Source organism: Denitratisoma oestradiolicum (assembly GCF_902813185.1).
Taxonomy (GTDB): Bacteria; Pseudomonadota; Gammaproteobacteria; order Burkholderiales; family Rhodocyclaceae; genus Denitratisoma; species Denitratisoma oestradiolicum.
This window is the reverse complement of sequence record NZ_LR778301.1, coordinates 2,122,250-2,137,015: the sequence shown is the minus strand read 5'-3', so window position 1 is coordinate 2,137,015 and position 14,766 is coordinate 2,122,250. Positions and strand designations below refer to the sequence as shown.

At 65.0% G+C, this 14,766-nt stretch carries 14 protein-coding genes; 2 read left to right on the top strand and 12 right to left on the bottom strand.

Features of this window, described 5'->3' with window-relative positions; translation table 11 throughout:
* Window positions 1–101: 101 nt before the first annotated feature.
* From DENOEST_RS09820 to DENOEST_RS09765, 12 genes are all read right to left on the bottom strand, one after another.
* Complete coding sequence (locus DENOEST_RS09820) at window positions 102–1,064, bottom strand: glycosyltransferase family 2 protein (protein WP_145769218.1); 963 nt, start codon at window positions 1,062–1,064, stop codon at window positions 102–104.
* Window positions 1,061–1,603: a hypothetical protein gene (locus DENOEST_RS09815; RefSeq protein ID WP_145769217.1), complete on the bottom strand. Its 543-nt coding sequence runs from the start codon at window positions 1,601–1,603 to the stop codon at window positions 1,061–1,063. Before DENOEST_RS09815 ends, DENOEST_RS09820 begins: the two co-directional genes overlap by 4 nt.
* Window positions 1,603–2,751: a sialidase family protein gene (locus tag DENOEST_RS09810; protein ID WP_145769216.1), complete on the bottom strand. Its 1,149-nt coding sequence runs from the start codon at window positions 2,749–2,751 to the stop codon at window positions 1,603–1,605. Before DENOEST_RS09810 ends, DENOEST_RS09815 begins: the two co-directional genes overlap by 1 nt.
* A complete protein-coding gene (locus DENOEST_RS09805) occupies window positions 2,748–4,340 on the bottom strand; it encodes an ArnT family glycosyltransferase (RefSeq protein ID WP_145769215.1) in 1,593 nt (530 codons plus the stop codon). Before DENOEST_RS09805 ends, DENOEST_RS09810 begins: the two co-directional genes overlap by 4 nt.
* Window positions 4,341–4,481: 141 nt before the next feature.
* Window positions 4,482–5,411 carry a polysaccharide deacetylase family protein gene (locus DENOEST_RS09800; RefSeq protein ID WP_145769214.1) on the bottom strand — a complete coding sequence of 310 codons (930 nt, stop codon included), beginning with the start codon at window positions 5,409–5,411 and terminating at the stop codon, window positions 4,482–4,484.
* Window positions 5,412–5,424: 13 nt separating this feature from the next.
* Window positions 5,425–6,468, bottom strand: coding sequence for a bifunctional UDP-4-keto-pentose/UDP-xylose synthase (locus DENOEST_RS09795; RefSeq protein WP_145769213.1), 1,044 nt, complete (start codon window positions 6,466–6,468; stop codon window positions 5,425–5,427).
* A 5-nt stretch (window positions 6,469–6,473) separates the two neighbouring features.
* Window positions 6,474–7,397: a formyltransferase gene (locus DENOEST_RS09790; protein ID WP_145769212.1), complete on the bottom strand. Its 924-nt coding sequence runs from the start codon at window positions 7,395–7,397 to the stop codon at window positions 6,474–6,476.
* Entirely contained in the window at window positions 7,394–8,332 is a 939-nt protein-coding gene (locus DENOEST_RS09785) for a glycosyltransferase (protein ID WP_145769211.1), read from the bottom strand. Before DENOEST_RS09785 ends, DENOEST_RS09790 begins: the two co-directional genes overlap by 4 nt.
* Before the next feature lie 3 nt (window positions 8,333–8,335).
* A complete protein-coding gene (locus DENOEST_RS09780; RefSeq protein WP_145769210.1) occupies window positions 8,336–9,448 on the bottom strand; it encodes a DegT/DnrJ/EryC1/StrS family aminotransferase in 1,113 nt (370 codons plus the stop codon).
* Window positions 9,445–9,816 (bottom strand): SMR family transporter, encoded by a 372-nt coding sequence (locus DENOEST_RS09775; RefSeq protein WP_145769209.1) that lies wholly within the window; start codon window positions 9,814–9,816, stop codon window positions 9,445–9,447. The genes DENOEST_RS09780 and DENOEST_RS09775 overlap by 4 nt, the downstream gene beginning before the upstream one ends.
* Window positions 9,813–11,474: a glycosyltransferase family 39 protein gene (locus tag DENOEST_RS09770; RefSeq protein ID WP_145769208.1), complete on the bottom strand. Its 1,662-nt coding sequence runs from the start codon at window positions 11,472–11,474 to the stop codon at window positions 9,813–9,815. The genes DENOEST_RS09775 and DENOEST_RS09770 overlap by 4 nt, the downstream gene beginning before the upstream one ends.
* The gene (locus DENOEST_RS09765) at window positions 11,471–11,854 is read right to left on the bottom strand and encodes an Mth938-like domain-containing protein (RefSeq protein WP_145769207.1); all 384 of its coding nucleotides are present in this window, start codon (window positions 11,852–11,854) and stop codon (window positions 11,471–11,473) included. The genes DENOEST_RS09770 and DENOEST_RS09765 overlap by 4 nt, the downstream gene beginning before the upstream one ends.
* Before the next feature lie 136 nt (window positions 11,855–11,990).
* Here DENOEST_RS09765 and DENOEST_RS09760 point away from each other — a divergent pair, with 136 nt between their 5' ends.
* Both DENOEST_RS09760 and DENOEST_RS09755 read left to right on the top strand, forming a co-directional pair.
* Complete coding sequence (locus tag DENOEST_RS09760) at window positions 11,991–13,217, top strand: pyridoxal phosphate-dependent aminotransferase (RefSeq protein WP_145769206.1); 1,227 nt, start codon at window positions 11,991–11,993, stop codon at window positions 13,215–13,217.
* A 66-nt stretch (window positions 13,218–13,283) separates the two neighbouring features.
* Window positions 13,284–14,597 carry a homoserine dehydrogenase gene (locus DENOEST_RS09755; RefSeq protein ID WP_145769205.1) on the top strand — a complete coding sequence of 438 codons (1,314 nt, stop codon included), beginning with the start codon at window positions 13,284–13,286 and terminating at the stop codon, window positions 14,595–14,597.
* The last annotated feature ends 169 nt before the right edge of the window (window positions 14,598–14,766 follow it).

The following is a 14,766-nucleotide window of genomic DNA, read 5'->3' as shown; positions in this document are numbered from 1 at the left end:
CCGGGGGATGAGCAGGGCCTGTTCGCCGTGCATGTTGGCCTGTTGTATACGGCGCGGATGGGGTCATGCCGCCAGCGTGGTACCCATCATGCCCCGGAGATTCAATCCTCCGGTGGCGGGCGCAAACGGTACTGGGCTCGACCCTCGGGCTCGTGGTAGATGCGGATCAGGATCTCCCCCAGGAGGCCCAGGCCGATCAACTGGGCGCCCATCAGCACCAGCATGATGCCCAACAGCAGCAGGGGGCGGCCGCCGATGGACTCACCAAAGAGCTTGAGTACGCTGAGATAGCCGCAGATTAATAGGCCGGGGACTCCCATCCACAGGCCGGCGCCGCCGAAGGCATGGAGCGGACGATGCAGGTAGCGCAGCATGAATTTCATCAGCAACAGATCGAGGATCACGCGGAAAGTGCGGTCGATGCCGTACTTGCTGACCCCCTTGGTGCGGGCGTGATGGCGCACCGGCACTTCCATGATTTTGGCCCCGGCCTCGAAGGCCAGCACCGGAATGAAACGGTGCAGTTCGCCATAGAGGCGGATGCGGCGGACCAGTTCGGTACGGTAGGCCTTGAGGGCGCAGCCGTAGTCGTGGAGCCTGACGCCGGTCACCTTGGCGATGATGCGGTTGGCGATCATCGACGGGATCTTGCGATTGATGGCCGCATCCTGGCGTTCCTTGCGCCAGCCCGAGATCATGTTGATGTCGCTGCGGGACTCCAGGGTCCGGATCAGCGCCGGGATGTCCAGGGGATCGTTTTGAAGATCCCCGTCCAGGGTCACGGTGTAGCGTCCCTGCACCCCATCGAAGCCCGCCTGTAGTGCGGCGGTCTGGCCGTAGTTGCGCATCAGGTAGCGAGGCTTGAGCCAGTCGGTGCGGGCCGCCAGATCACGCAGCACCCGGGCCGAGTCGTCCTTGGAGCCATCATCCACGCAGATCAGCTCGAAGCTGAAGCCCGAGGGCTCCATGGCCTCGCCGACCCGGGCCACCAGATCGGGCAGGTTTTCTTCCTCGTTGTAGATGGGAATGACGATGGAAACATCGCAGGAAAAGGTATCGGTCATGATCGGGTCTTGTAAGTGCGCCAGCCGTTGCGCAGCGCGAGGATGAGCATGGCGGCGGCCAGCAATGGGTCGAGCAGAGTGTCCCAGAGATTGGGGGATTCCAGCAAGCCGGCGGCCCAGGCCAAAATGTCGATGGTGAGCAGCCACAGCCAGATGGGCTGCCCGCGCCACCAGGCCGCCAGAGCAAAGGCGCCGAAAACAGCCAGCAGGGGCCAGGCTGTGTAGCCCAGGCGGTAGGGATCGAAATCGCCCAGACCCAGGGCCAGGGGATAGAACAAGGCGGCACTGGCGGCGATCAGAGCGGGTCCGCGCCAGCCCAGGGCTTGAGGGGGCCGGCCGGCCAGGCAGAGGACCAGCAGTTGCAGGCTGGTGACGCTGAAGTCGCCCCACAGTCCCCGCAGCATCATGGCCAGGGAAACTCCCTCGCCCAGGGGGGCCAGGCTGAGGATGGCCGGCAGCAGGGCCAGCAGTTTCCAGCGGCCTCTGAAGGGCAGGGCCGCCAGGGCGGCAATCAACAGGGCCTGGGCCAGGAGCGGCATCAGCGCAGCTCCTTCAGCCATCCGGGCGAGAAGCGCAGGTGCTTGATGCGCTCCCGCTTCCAGGTGTAGGCCAGATGGACCATGCCGCTGTCGTCCTGGGCCAGGGCCGGATAGGAGAATTCATCACCGGCGTCACCTTGCTCGATCAGTCGTGGCAGGGACCAGCTTTGCCCCTGGTCGGCGGAAAGGGCCAGGGCCAGGCGGTTGCGGTCGGAGGGCTGGGGATTGTAGGCCAGCAACAGGCGGCCATCGGCCAGGCGCAGCAGGGCGATGCCGGCATTGGGATTGGGCAGTTCGGTGGCAGTGACTGTTGACCAGTGGGCACCGCCATCCGCCGAACGGCTGACGTGGATGCGCTGATGGGAACTACTGTCCCGCAGCAGGGCCAGGGCCTGGTCCTCATCTACGACTGCCACCGTCGGTTGCAAGAGTCCTGTCGTACCGGGCAGTCGCAGCTTGTCCCGGACCCGGCCCTGGTGGTCGAGGCGCAGCCATTCGGCATGCTTGGTGATGAACTCATGATAGACGGGCAGAGCCACCCCCCCATCGGCCAGGGCCAGGGGGGCGCCGCGCACCAGGGTGGACAGGTTCCAGAAGGGGGAGGTGATCAGCCGCCGGGACGAAGACCAGTGCTGGCCCTCATCATCGGACTGGATATGGTTGATGGCGCTGCCGGCCCAGCCGCCGTAGGCCACGCTGACAAACCAGAGATGCAGGATGCCGTTTCCGTCTTTCCAGAGCACCGGATTGCCCAGCTTGCGCAGCCGGCGGGCGCTGGCCTGCTGGGCCGCTTGCCGCTGGACGACAGCCTGAGGTTCGCCCCAGCCTCGGCCATCGAAGATCGAGAAGAGAATGGCCACATCCTCGGCCCCTTCGCGGCTGCCGGCGAACCAGGCGGCAGCGATGCGCTCCTCTCCCAGAGAGGTCAGGCTGACGCTGTGGGCGCTGGCCCGGGAACTGGGCAGCAGACGGGTTTCGAGGGGCAGCAACTGGGTGCCGGGGTGGACCAGGGGCAGGGGGCCGGTGGCCGGCAGGAAGCGGGGCGGGGCCGGGGGCGGCAGCCAGCGGGGTGCAGACAGGAGCAGGGCCAGCAGGAACAGGCCCGGAGGCAGCCAGCGCTGGCCGGCCAGTGCCGCCAGACGTTTCAAGGCGCCATCTCCAGCACCTGAATGGTGGACATCAGCGGTATCGGGGAGCGGCCGTTCCAGGCCAGTTGCCAATCGGCCCGGGTCGTCCCCTGGCGGGCGAAACGGATGCCGGAGCCGGCGGAGCTGAGGGTCTGGAACGCCATGACCGGTCGGGCCGAGCGGCCCAGGGCCTGCAACTGCCGGTCGAGCTGGGGCCTGTCCTCGGCCCGCAGGGTGAGCAAGGTACCGGGCGTCAGATCGGTGGCGGCCAGCCGATCCATCTGACTGGTCTGGCGCTGGGCCCGGCCGCTGAGCAGGGGCAGCAGGGCCGGCTGGGGACCGGCGAAGAGAATGACCGGGCGCTGCCGGGCCAGATCCACCAGGGAGGTTGGCACGGCATTGACGCCAAGACAGGGGAAAGCCAGACCCCAGGCCACGGCCCAGAGCAGGGCGGTACTCGCGATCAGCCCCCGGGGCGTGCATTCCCGCCGCCACCAGAGAATCAGGAACACCGACAGGACTATCGCCAGGGGTAGCCAGCCCCCCAGTTGCCAGCGCCATAGCAGCAGGGCCAGGGCAGTGGCGAGCAGGGCCGGCACCAGACTGCCCAGGCGCCGGGTCCAGGCTGGCACGGTGCCGGCCTTCAGGGCCAGGGCGGCCAGCAGGGCCAGGGCGGGCAGGGAGCCGATCAGATAGCGTTCGAAGCTGCGTATGAAAAAGAAGGGCAGCAGGGTGAACAGCAGCCACAGCCCCAGGAAGCGGGTTTCAGCCCGATGGCGGCGCTGCCACAGGCCATGGAAGGCAATGAAGCTCCAGGGCAGAGCCAGGGTGAGGATGCCGATGGCTGCGTCCGGCGACAGCGCCATCAGTTGCCGGGCCTCCAGTTCGTCCCGGGCGGCGGCGGCCAGTTGGGCGCCGTAGTGCTGACGCACATGGAGATACCAGTAGAGGGGCAGGGCCAGGGCAGCCGCCAGGGCCAGGGCGTGGGTTTCCCAATGGCGGACCAGGGCGCTACGGGACTCCGGACGGGTGAACCACAGGGCCAACAGGCCGCCGCCGCAGGCCACCAGGGCGATGGGGCCCTTGGTCAGCAAGGCACCACTGATCAGGACCGCGGCCCCCAGCAGCAGGACGGGCCGGCGCCGATCCAGCCAGCCCAGATACAGACAGAAGGCGGAGATGGAGAGGGCGGCCACGGGCACGTCCAGCATCAGGCGACGGGATTCCGAGGCCATGCCGCTCATGCCCAGCAGCACCCCGGCAGCCAGCAGGCCCGTGCCCAGGGAACCGCCGAGACGCTTGCCCAGCCAGGCGGTGCAGCCCAGGAGGAGCAGGGCGAAGGCCACGGTGATGCCCCGGGCGGCCACCAATGATGGGCCGAAGCCTTCGTAACTCAGGCGTCCCAGCCAGTAGAGCAAAGGGGGTTTTTTCAGGCGCGGGGCACCGTCGATGAAGGGTACCCACCAGGCATCCCGCTGCATCATTTCCAGGGGAATGCGCAGGCCCAGCAGGTATTCGTCCTTGCCGGTGAGCCCCGTGGCCTCCCAGATGCCCCAGCCCAGGAGCAGGAGGGCCAGCAGGAAGAAGGGGAAAAGGCGCCCAAGGGTCAAGCGCCACCCCTGATGATGAAACCCGTCACCCCGGCGCAAGCCGGGGTCCAGATCGGCGGCCCACTGGATTCCGGCCTTCGCCGGAATGACGAGGCGGGTGTTTGTAAGGTTCCACGAAATTGTTCCGTGTTTTCCATTACGTTAAGCCGCATTGGCCCAGGGGGCCAGGAACTCCGGCCCCTGGAGCAACAGGGTGCCCGAGCGACCGGGAATCTCCCCCAGCCTCACCTCGTGGCGGGGGAGCTTGGCTGGATCCAGGCTGTTTCTGACGGCGTTGAGACTGACCAGCTCGTAGCCCTGGGCCTTCCAGCCCGCCAGTAGTCGATCGAATACCGGCATCAGCTTCATGCCTTCCAGTTCGGCGTGAAGGGTGAAGACATGGCCGTTGGCCGTCGGCTCCCGGGTCAGCTCCAGCAGGCGCTCATGGACATTGCTTTCGTTCACGCCGTCCGCCCCGATCAATTCGTCCAGGGTGGGCAGGGTGGTGGGCAGTTGCGGGCATTGCACCACCTCGCCATTCCAGACCGGGATGAAGGGACGCGTGCCCCGGCAATCGGAGGCGTGGCTGAGACCCAGGCGCTGGGTCAGGCGCAGGGCATGGGGATTCATCTGCCAGCCGGCGGCGCCATGGGTCCGGGGCTCGTCGCCGAAGACCTGGCGAAAACGGTCCACGGCTTTTTTCATTTCCGCTTCGGTCCAGGCCATGTCGGCCTTGCTTACCTGGTCCTGCCAGGCCACATGGTCCCAGCAATGGATGCCCACTTCATAGCCGGAATCCCGCACGCCCCTCAGGATGGCGGCGCAGCGGCGGCCGATGTCCGGCCCCGGCAGCAGGGTGCCGTACATCAGGGTCCTGAAACCATAGTGGGAAACCACCGAGGTGCGGGACACCTTTTTCATGAAGCCGGGCCGGAATATCCGTTTGATGGCGCGGCCGGTGTGGTCGGGACCGAGGGAAAACAGGAAGGTGGCCTGGGCGCCGAAACGGCGCAGGGTCTCCACCAGCCGGGGCACGCCGATCAGGGTGCCCCGGTAGGTATCGACATCGATCTTGAGCGCGAGCTGGGGCATCGACAGGGATGCCTCAGTCCATCAGCTTGCGGGCTTGGGCCACGTCGCCCCGATAGGCTTCGAAGATGCCGCGCAGGGCGTCCTCGAATTTCACCTGGGGCGCCCAGTCCAGATCGGCCATGGTATTGGTTATTTTCGGAACCCGATGCTGGGTGTCCTGATAGCCGCTGCCGTAGTACTCGGCGGAGGTGGTCTCCAGCACCTTGACCTTGGCGGCGGACTCGGCGTATTCGGGATACTGTTTGGCCAGATCCAGCATCAGGGTGGCCAGTTCGCGGATGGAGTAGTTGTTGCCGGGATTGCCGATGTTGTAGATCTTGCCGTTGGCGACATCATCCTTGTTGGCGATGATCTTCATCAGGGCGTCGATGCCGTCGGTGACATAGGTGAAGGCGCGCTTCTGGGCGCCGCCATCCACCAGCTTGATGGGCTCGCCCCGCACGATGTGGCCGAGGAACTGGGTGATCACGCGGCTCGATCCTTCCTTCGGGGTGTGGATGGAATCCAGGCCCGGGCCGATCCAGTTGAAGGGGCGGAACAGGGTGTATTGCAGGCCCTCCTGCTGGCCGTAGGCGTGGATCACCCGGTCCATCATCTGCTTGGCGCAGGCATAGATCCAGCGCGGCTTGTTGATGGGGCCGTAGACCAGGGGGGAATTTTCAGGATCGAATTCCGGGTCCTGGCTCATGCCATAGACCTCGGAGGTGGAGGGGAAGATCACCCGCTTTCCGTACTTCACGGCCTGGCGCACGATGGGCAGGTTGGCCTCGAAGTCCAGTTCGAACACCCGCAGGGGTTCCTTGACGTAGGTGGCCGGGGTGGCGATGGCCACCAGGGGCAGGATCACGTCGCACTTCTTGACGTGGTACTCGATCCACTCCTTGTTGATGGTGATGTCGCCCTCGAAGAAATGAAAGCGGGGATTGCCCATCAGATCGGCGACCCGTTCGGAGTTCATGTCCATGCCATGGACCTCCCAGTCGGTGGTCTCCATGATGCGCTGGGACAGATGGTGGCCGATGAAGCCATTGACGCCGAGGATGAGGATTTTTTTCATAATGGTCAGACCAGGGGAATCGGGTTTTGGCCGAGGCGGGCCGGCAGGGAGATCGGAGGAATCGCTTTGCCGTCCAGTTCAAGCGCAAGAATTTTAACCACGCCGCCGTCTCCACAGCGGGCGAATAGATGGCTTTCGTCGGCGTATAGCACCGGTTGTCCGGCCAGTCCCCGGCTAACCGGCTGGGAGAGGCTGCGGGTGACGACAATGCGGTGGTCCCCCAGCTCGAAAAAGGCTCCCGGGTAGGGAGGGGCCACGGCACGGATCAGGTTGTGGACAGCGGCGGCAGGCTGGCTCCAGTCGATTTGGCCGTCCTCGGGCTTGCGACCGCCGAAATAGCTGCCGGTGGCGAGATCGGGCATGACGTGGGGGGCGCTGCCGGCCAGCAGGTCGGGCAGCACCCGGTCCAGAGCCATTTCTGCTGCCAGGGTGACCTTGTGGAAGACATCGCCGGCCGTATCGTCGGGAAGGATAGGCACCGCCTGCTGGGCGACGATTTCCCCAGCGTCGGGCTTTTCCACCATGCGGTGCAGGGTGGCGCCGGTTTCCCGTTCGCCGTGCAGCACTGCCCAGTTCACCGGCACCCGGCCCCGGTACTTGGGCAGCAGGGAACCGTGCATGTTGTAGCCGCCCCGGATGGGGAGCGCCAGCAGGGCGGGCTTGAGCATCAGCCGGTAGTAGAAGGAGAACAGGAAGTCCGGCGCCAGGGCCTGGAGGCGGGCGATGAATTCCGGGGTGTTGGGGTCCTCCGGCATGGCCACGGGGATGCCGTACTCCTTCGCCACATCGGCGGCACGCTCGAACCAGATATTTTCGGTGGGGCTGTCCTGGTGAGTCACCACCAGGGCCACGTCCACCCCGTGGGCCAGCAGCACCCTGAGGCAGCGGGCACCCACGTTGTGGTAGGCAAAGACGACGGCGCGGGTCATTCCGTTTTTTCCAGGACAGCCTCGATCAGGTAGCGGGGGCGATGCCTCACCTGCTGATACACCCGGCCCACATATTCCCCCAGCAGGCCGATGCCGAAGAGGGTCAGGCCGATCAGGAAGAAGGCCAGGGCGAAAAGGGTGAACAGCCCCTCGGCTTCCGGGCCCAGGATCAGGCGGCGGGCGATCAGCAGCAGGAACAGGGCTGCCGAGCCCAGGGAGACCAGAATGCCCAGCATGGAGAACCATTGCAGGGGCACCAGGGAGAAGCCGGTCATCAGGTCGAAGTTGAGGCGGATCAGGCTGTAGAGGGAATACTTGGACTCGCCGGCGGCCCGTTCCTCGTGCTCCACCACCACCTCGGTGGGATGGCGGGCAAAGGTGTAGGCCAGGGCCGGGATGAAGGTGCTGACTTCCTTGCAACTGTTGATGGCATCCACCACGCTGCGGGAATAGGCCCGCAGCATATTGCCCTGGTCGGTGATCTTGATGCGGGTGATCTTCTCCCTCAGCCGGTTCATGGCCTTGGAGGCCCAGGTGCGGAACAGGCTGTCCTGGCGCTTGCGGCGGATGCTGCCCACATAGTCGTGGCCCTCCCGCATCTTGGCGATCAGCTTGCCGATCTCCTCCGGAGGATTTTGCAGATCCGCATCCAGGGTGACGATGATCTGCCCCCGGGCATGCTCGAAACCCGCCATGATGGCCATGTGCTGGCCAGCGTTGGCAGCCAGCAGGATGGCCCGGGTCACGTCGGGCCGGCGCTCGAACTGTTCCCGCAGCAGAGCGGCGGAGCGGTCCCGGCTGCCGTCATTGACGAAGAGGACCTCGTAGGCTGCGCCCAGAGCGTCCAGGGCCGGGTAGAGCCGGTCGAAGAGGTTCTGGAGCCCGGCTTCCTCGTTGTAGACCGGGATGACGACGGAGATTTCGGGTGTGCTCATGGTTCAGCGCTGGAGTGCGTTTGTCAGGGCCTGGCAGACGCGATCCACGTCGCTGTCCTCCATGGCCGGGAACAGGGGAAGTGTAACGGTGCGGGCGCCCACATTCTCCGCCTGGGGGAACTGGCCGGCCTTGAAACCCAGGTTCCGGTAGAGACTGAACAGATGCAGGGCCGGGTAATGGACGCCGACGCCGATGCCCTGGTCCTTCATGGCGGCGATGAAGGCGCCCCGGTCGGTGCCCGGGGGCAGCAGGGGCTGGAACATGTGCCAGTTGGAGTTGCTGAAGTCGGCGGGTGGCAATGCCAGGCCCAGGGTCGGATCGATCTTCTCGAAGTAGCGCCGGGCCAGCTGGCGGCGGCGTTCGGTGAATTCATCCAGATGTTTCAGCTGACCCAGGCCCACGGCGGCGGCCACGTCGGTCAGGTTCCACTTGCCTCCCAGCACGTCCACGTCCATGCCGCCGTCCGGGAAACGCTGCACCCCTTGCAGGCGCAGGCGCTCGCAGAGGCCGGCGTCCACGTCCGCCGGCAGCACCAGGGCGCCGCCCTCGGTGGTGGTGAGGTTCTTGTTGGCGTGGAAGCTGAAGGCAACGAAGTCTCCCGTGCTGCCGATCGGCCGGCCTTTCCAGGAGGCGCCGAAGGACTGGGCCGCATCCTCCACCACCCGCAGTTGGTGGGTATGGGCGATGGCGTAGAGCCGGTCCCGGTCCACCGGCAGGCCTGCCAGGTCCACCGGGATGATGGCCCGGGTTCGGGCAGTGATTGCAGCCTCCACCCGATCCAGGTCGATGTTGCGGGTAGCGGGGTCGATATCCACCAGCACCGGCGTCGCACCCACTTCCAGGATCACGTTGGCGGTGGCGACCCAGGTCAGGGGCGTGGTGATCACTTCGTCGCCAGCCTGGATGTTCGCCAGACGCAGGGCCACTTCCAGGGCTGCCGTGCCGGAATTGAAGGCGCGCACCGGACGGCCGCCGCAGAGTACCGAGAGCGCTGATTCGAAGGCCTGCACCTTGGGGCCGCTGGTGATCCAGCCAGAGCGCAGTACCTCGGTGACGCTGGCAATGGTTGCCTCGTCGATGGAGGGGCGCGTGAAGGGAAGGAAATCCGTATTCACGATTTCGCCACCAATACCACGCCGATGATGATGAAGCCGATGCCCAGCATCTTCTGCATGACCAGGGCCTCGCCGAACCAGTAGTGGGCCACCAGGGCATTGATCACATAGCCGATGGACAGCATCGGGTAGGCGATGCTCACCGGAACCCGGGACAGGGCCATGATCCAGACCACCAGGCTCACCGCGTAGCAGACCATGCCCCCCATGATGTAGGGCTGAAAGGCGATCTTCATCCCGATCGGTATGAGATTGTCCAGATGGAAATCGAAATGTCCCACCACATTGGTACCGGCCTTGAGCAGCAACTGGGCGGCGGCGTTGAGCAGTACGCCGGTGAGGATCAGGGTGAAGGCGATGGGGGTCATGGCATCCTGGTGTCGGGGCTGGCGGTGTGGGGCGGTTTCCGGGAAATCACATAGCGCCCGTCACGATCGATTTCCTCCATGGGCAGGCCCTCGGCCACGAGCTTGTCGAATTCCTCGATGGGCATGATGGCATAGGCCTCACTGTCGATCAGCCAGCGCTGCTTGAATTCAGCCACGGTGGGTATGCCCTTTCCAGGCTCCCGGTCCAGACCGAAAGCCATTTCGCCCCGGAACTGGACCAGGGTCAGGGTGCGCTTGAGATAGAAGGGCAGGGTCTGTTCGTAGCTGAGGACACTGTAGAAGGGCAGTCCAGGGGCTAGCTTGGGGGCGACGCGCAGCGCCAGCTCCTTGCTGGAACTGTAGGGAGAGAGCTGGCCGTGACCCTGGAGTATGGCGCTACCGGACAGCAGTCCGGCCATCCCCAGCATGACCAGGGCGGATACTTTGCGCTCCTTCCAGGCCAGCAGGGCTGCCCCCGCCAGTCCCAGCACAAAAACCACGGCGGCAGTGGTCAGCCAGAAGGTCAGCCCCTGGACCATGGCCGGGGAATAGTCCTTGTCCTGCCAATGGGCCACCCGGGGTGCCAGGATCAGGGCGGTCAGCGCCAGGGGCATCAGCGCGGCCAAATGAAGCAGCAGGGCACGGCGGGAAAGTTCGGCCAGGTGTCGACCTCCCAGCAGGGCCATGGCCGGCAGTATCGGCAGAATATAGGGAGGCAGCTTGGAACTGGACAGATTGAAGAAACCAAAGGTCACGACCACCCAGATCACCAGGAAACGCAGAGGCTGAAAGGGGCTGCTTTCCTCGTACCGCCAGGATTTGAACAGGCTGTGAAGCAGCATCAGGGTCCAGGGCAGGGCGCCTGCCGCATAGACATAGAGGAAATACCAGCCGGGCTGACTGCGGCGATGGACCGTGGTCAGGAAGCGTTCGAAGTGCTCATGGATGAAAAAGAAACGGGGGAATTCCGGATTGGCGACGGAAACGGCCATGAACCAGGGCGCCGCGATGGCCAGAAACAGGGCCAGCCCGGAAAGGGGGGCGAGCTTTTTCCAGGGGGATAAATCCCGATTCAACAGGGAATAGGCCACCAAGGTGCCGCCGGTCAGCACCAGGGCCACCAGTCCCTTGGACAATACCGCCAGGGCCAGGGCCGCCCAGGCCGTCAGCATCCAGCGCCGACTGGCCCGGGTATCGGGCTGCTGGGCCAGGATGAATCCGGTCCAGGCCAGTTGCAAAAAGAACGAGAGCCCCATATCCAGAGTGAGGACATGGGCCATCGTTCCATAGAACAGGGTCCCGGCCAGGATGGCCGCGGCCAGGTGTCCGGCCCGGGGCCCCCACAAGCGGCGGCCGGTGTACCAGGCCAGCAGGATGCCAAGGAAGCCGGTCAGGGCGGGCCAGAGCCTGGCAGTCCATTCATCCTCACCCAGCAGTTCGTAGCCGGTGGCGGTGGCCCAGTATTGCAGGGCCGGCTTTTCGAAATACTTCAGGTCGTTGAGACGGGGGGTCAGCCAATCGCCGCTGGCCACCATTTCCCGGGGAATTTCCGCATAGCGCCCCTCGTCGGGGCGGATCAGAGCCCGCTGATCCAGGGTGCCGAACCAGACTGCGAAAAGAGCAATCCAGAGTATCCAGGCCAGGCGGCGGGTGTTCATGGTGTCGGCTTTTCCACGATCAGGGCCGCCACCACGGCCCGGCCCTCGCTGGTGAGGATGTGATAGGTGCGGCAGGCGGCGGCGGTGTCCATCACCTCCACGCCGATGCGGGCCTCGATCAGGGGGCGCAGCAGGGCCGGTGAGGGAAAGCGCTGGCGCAGGCCGGTGCCCAGCAGCACCACGTCGCATTGGAAATCCAGCAGGGGCAGCAGGTGCTCGGTCTGGAGATCCTCCGGCCGGGCCACGGGCCAGGTGTCGTCCAGTTGCAAGGGGGTGATGATCAGACTGTGTTCCAGGCGTCTGCCGTTCACAGACACATAACCCGGCCCCTGGCCGGTGATGGCGTATTGTCCGACGGTGATCTTGGGATGCAGTTTCATGGAAGAAAACGCCGCAAAAAAGAAGCGCCGCAGTCGTTTGATTGCGGCGCAGCAAGGGCTTGAGTAAGATTATACCCTTTGCCGGTGGCCGCCTTGTGCCGCTTCCGGCCCATCGCATCCCAAAGGAATCCTCGACATGCAACCGGTATTGAAGTCCGCCAAGCTCGCCAATGTCTGCTATGACATCCGGGGACCGGTCCTGGCCCGGGCCAGGCAGATGGAGGAGGACGGGCACCGGGTGATCAAGCTGAATATCGGCAATCTGGCTCCCTTCGGCTTCGAGGCGCCGGAGGAGATCGTCCAGGACGTGATCCGCAACCTGCCGGACTCTTCGGGCTATTCCGACTCCAAGGGCCTGTTCGCCGCCCGCAAGGCGATCATGCACTACACCCAGCAGAAGCACATCGCCGGGGTGGGCATCGAGGATATCTACATCGGCAACGGCGCCTCGGAACTGATCGTGATGGCCATGCAGGCCCTGCTCAATCCGGGGGACGAGGTGCTGGTGCCGACACCCGACTATCCCTTGTGGACGGCGGCGGTGACCCTGGGCAGCGGCACGCCGCGCCATTACCTCTGCGACGAGGCATCGGACTGGCTGCCGGACCTGGCCGACATCCGCTCCAAGATCGTGCCCACCACCCGGGCCATTGTGCTGATCAACCCCAACAATCCCACCGGCGCCCTCTATCCGGTGGAACTGCTGCGGGAAATCATCGAAATTGCCCGCACCCACGATCTGATCATCTTCGCCGACGAGATCTACGACAAGGTGCTCTACGATGGCAACGTCCATACCTCCATCGCCTCCCTGGCGGACGATGTGCTGTTCGTGACCCTGAACGGCCTGTCCAAGAACTACCGGGCCTGCGGCTTCCGCTCCGGCTGGATGGTGATTTCCGGCGAGAAGCGTCATGCCCAGGACTACATCGAGGGCCTCAACATCCTGGCCTCCATGCGCCTGTGCTCCAATGTGCCGGGCCAATTCGCGATCCAGACCGCCCTGGGCGGGTATCAGAGCATCAACGACCTGGTGGTACCCACCGGTCGCCTCTGCCGCCAGCGGGATCTGGCCCACCAACTGCTGACCGACATTCCCGGCGTCACCTGCGTCAAGCCCAAGGCCGCCCTCTATCTCTTTCCCCGACTGGATCCCAAGCTCTACCCGATTGCCGATGATCAGCAGTTCATCCTGGAACTGCTGGAGTCGGAGCGGGTCCTGCTGGTCCAGGGCAGCGGTTTCAACTGGCCCCATCCGGATCATTTCCGCGTGGTCTTCCTGCCCCACGAGGACGACCTGCGGGAAGCCATCGGCCGCATCGCCCGCTTCCTGGAGAACTACCGCAAGCGCCACGGCACCTGAGAAGCGTCGAGGGCAAGGACTCGCCCGCGCACTTTTCACCTCTCACTCATCACTTCTCACTGAACTATGAAACCTATTAATGTCGGCCTTCTTGGCATCGGTACCGTCGGTGGCGGCACCTACACTGTCCTCACTCGCAACGAGGCGGAAATCACCCGCCGTGCCGGTCGTCCCATCCGCATCACCAAGGTGGCGGACAAGAACCTGGCCCTGGCCAAGGAAGTGACCGGGGGCCAGGTGGCCCTCACCGACGATGCCTTCTCCGTGGTGACGGACCCCGAGATCGACATCGTGGTGGAACTGATCGGCGGCTACGGCATCGCCAAGGAACTGGTGCTGAAGGCCATCGAGAACGGCAAGCATGTGGTGACCGCCAACAAGGCCCTGCTGGCGGTCCATGGCACCGAGATCTTCGCCGCCGCCCAGAAGAAGGGCGTGATGGTGGCCTTCGAGGCCGCCGTGGCCGGGGGCATCCCCATCATCAAGGCGGTACGGGAAGGCCTGGCGGCCAACCGCATCCAGTGGATCGCCGGCATCATCAACGGCACCACCAATTTCATTCTTTCCGAAATGCGGGACAAGGGCCTGCCCTTCGACACGGTGCTCAAGGAAGCCCAGCGTCTGGGCTACGCCGAGGCAGATCCCACCTTCGACATCGAGGGCGTGGATGCAGCCCACAAGATCACCATTCTTTCCGCCATCGCCTTCGGCATCCCGGTCCAGTTCGACAAGGCCCACGTGGAGGGTATCAGCAAGCTGGAGGCCGAGGATATCAAGTACGCTGAGCAGCTCGGCTACCGCATCAAGCTGCTGGGCATCACCAAGCGCCGCGCAAACGGCATCGAGCTGCGGGTCCATCCCACCCTGATTCCGGCTCGGCGCCTGATCGCCAACGTGGAAGGGGCCATGAACGCGGTGCTGGTCCAGGGCGATGCCGTGGGCTCCACCCTCTACTATGGCAAGGGCGCCGGTGCCGAACCCACCGCCAGCGCGGTGATCGCTGACCTGGTGGATGTGACCCGGATGCATACCGCCGATCCAGAGAACCGGGTGCCCCACCTGGCCTTCCAGCCCGACGCCATGGCCGACACGCCCATCCTGCCCCTGGCCGAGGTGGAGACCGCCTACTATCTGCGCCTGCGAGTGGAAGACAAGGCCGGTGTCCTGGCCGACGTGACCCGCATCCTGGCCGATGCGGGGATTTCCATCGATGCCCTGTTGCAACGGGAACCCGGCGAGGGCGAGGCCCAGACCGACATCATCATCCTGACCCATGTCTGCCAGGAAAAGCAGGCGGATGCCGCCATCGCCAGGATCGAGGCCCTGCCGGTGGTGAAGCGCAAAGTCATCCGGCTGCGGCTGGAAGAGCTGGACAAGTGAGTTCAACTGAGGGCCGCCCCCGGCGGCCCTCGTCATTGCCGAACCGGTACCCGAGAATCGGAGCACCGGGCGGTTCCGGCTCAATCGGGCCGGAGGTGGGCCACCCAGATCAAGCGATCCACTGCAACCCCCAGGCTTCGAGCCCGACCGACCGGTTACGGGGATCTGC

Bases quoted from the DNA above. Each gene is read 5' to 3' on its own strand.
- DENOEST_RS09820 (WP_145769218.1), bottom strand. From the start codon at position 1,064: ATGACCGATACCTTTTCCTGCGATGTTTCCATCGTCATTCCCATCTAC.
- DENOEST_RS09815 (WP_145769217.1), bottom strand. From the start codon at position 1,603: ATGCCGCTCCTGGCCCAGGCCCTGTTGATTGCCGCCCTGGCGGCCCTG.
- DENOEST_RS09800 (WP_145769214.1), bottom strand. From the start codon at position 5,411: ATGCCCCAGCTCGCGCTCAAGATCGATGTCGATACCTACCGGGGCACC.
- DENOEST_RS09795 (WP_145769213.1), bottom strand. From the start codon at position 6,468: ATGAAAAAAATCCTCATCCTCGGCGTCAATGGCTTCATCGGCCACCAT.
- DENOEST_RS09790 (WP_145769212.1), bottom strand. From the start codon at position 7,397: ATGACCCGCGCCGTCGTCTTTGCCTACCACAACGTGGGTGCCCGCTGC.
- DENOEST_RS09785 (WP_145769211.1), bottom strand. From the start codon at position 8,332: ATGAGCACACCCGAAATCTCCGTCGTCATCCCGGTCTACAACGAGGAA.
- DENOEST_RS09775 (WP_145769209.1), bottom strand. From the start codon at position 9,816: ATGACCCCCATCGCCTTCACCCTGATCCTCACCGGCGTACTGCTCAAC.
- DENOEST_RS09770 (WP_145769208.1), bottom strand. From the start codon at position 11,474: ATGAACACCCGCCGCCTGGCCTGGATACTCTGGATTGCTCTTTTCGCA.
- DENOEST_RS09765 (WP_145769207.1), bottom strand. From the start codon at position 11,854: ATGAAACTGCATCCCAAGATCACCGTCGGACAATACGCCATCACCGGC.
- DENOEST_RS09760 (WP_145769206.1), top strand. From the start codon at position 11,991: ATGCAACCGGTATTGAAGTCCGCCAAGCTCGCCAATGTCTGCTATGAC.
- DENOEST_RS09755 (WP_145769205.1), top strand. From the start codon at position 13,284: ATGAAACCTATTAATGTCGGCCTTCTTGGCATCGGTACCGTCGGTGGC.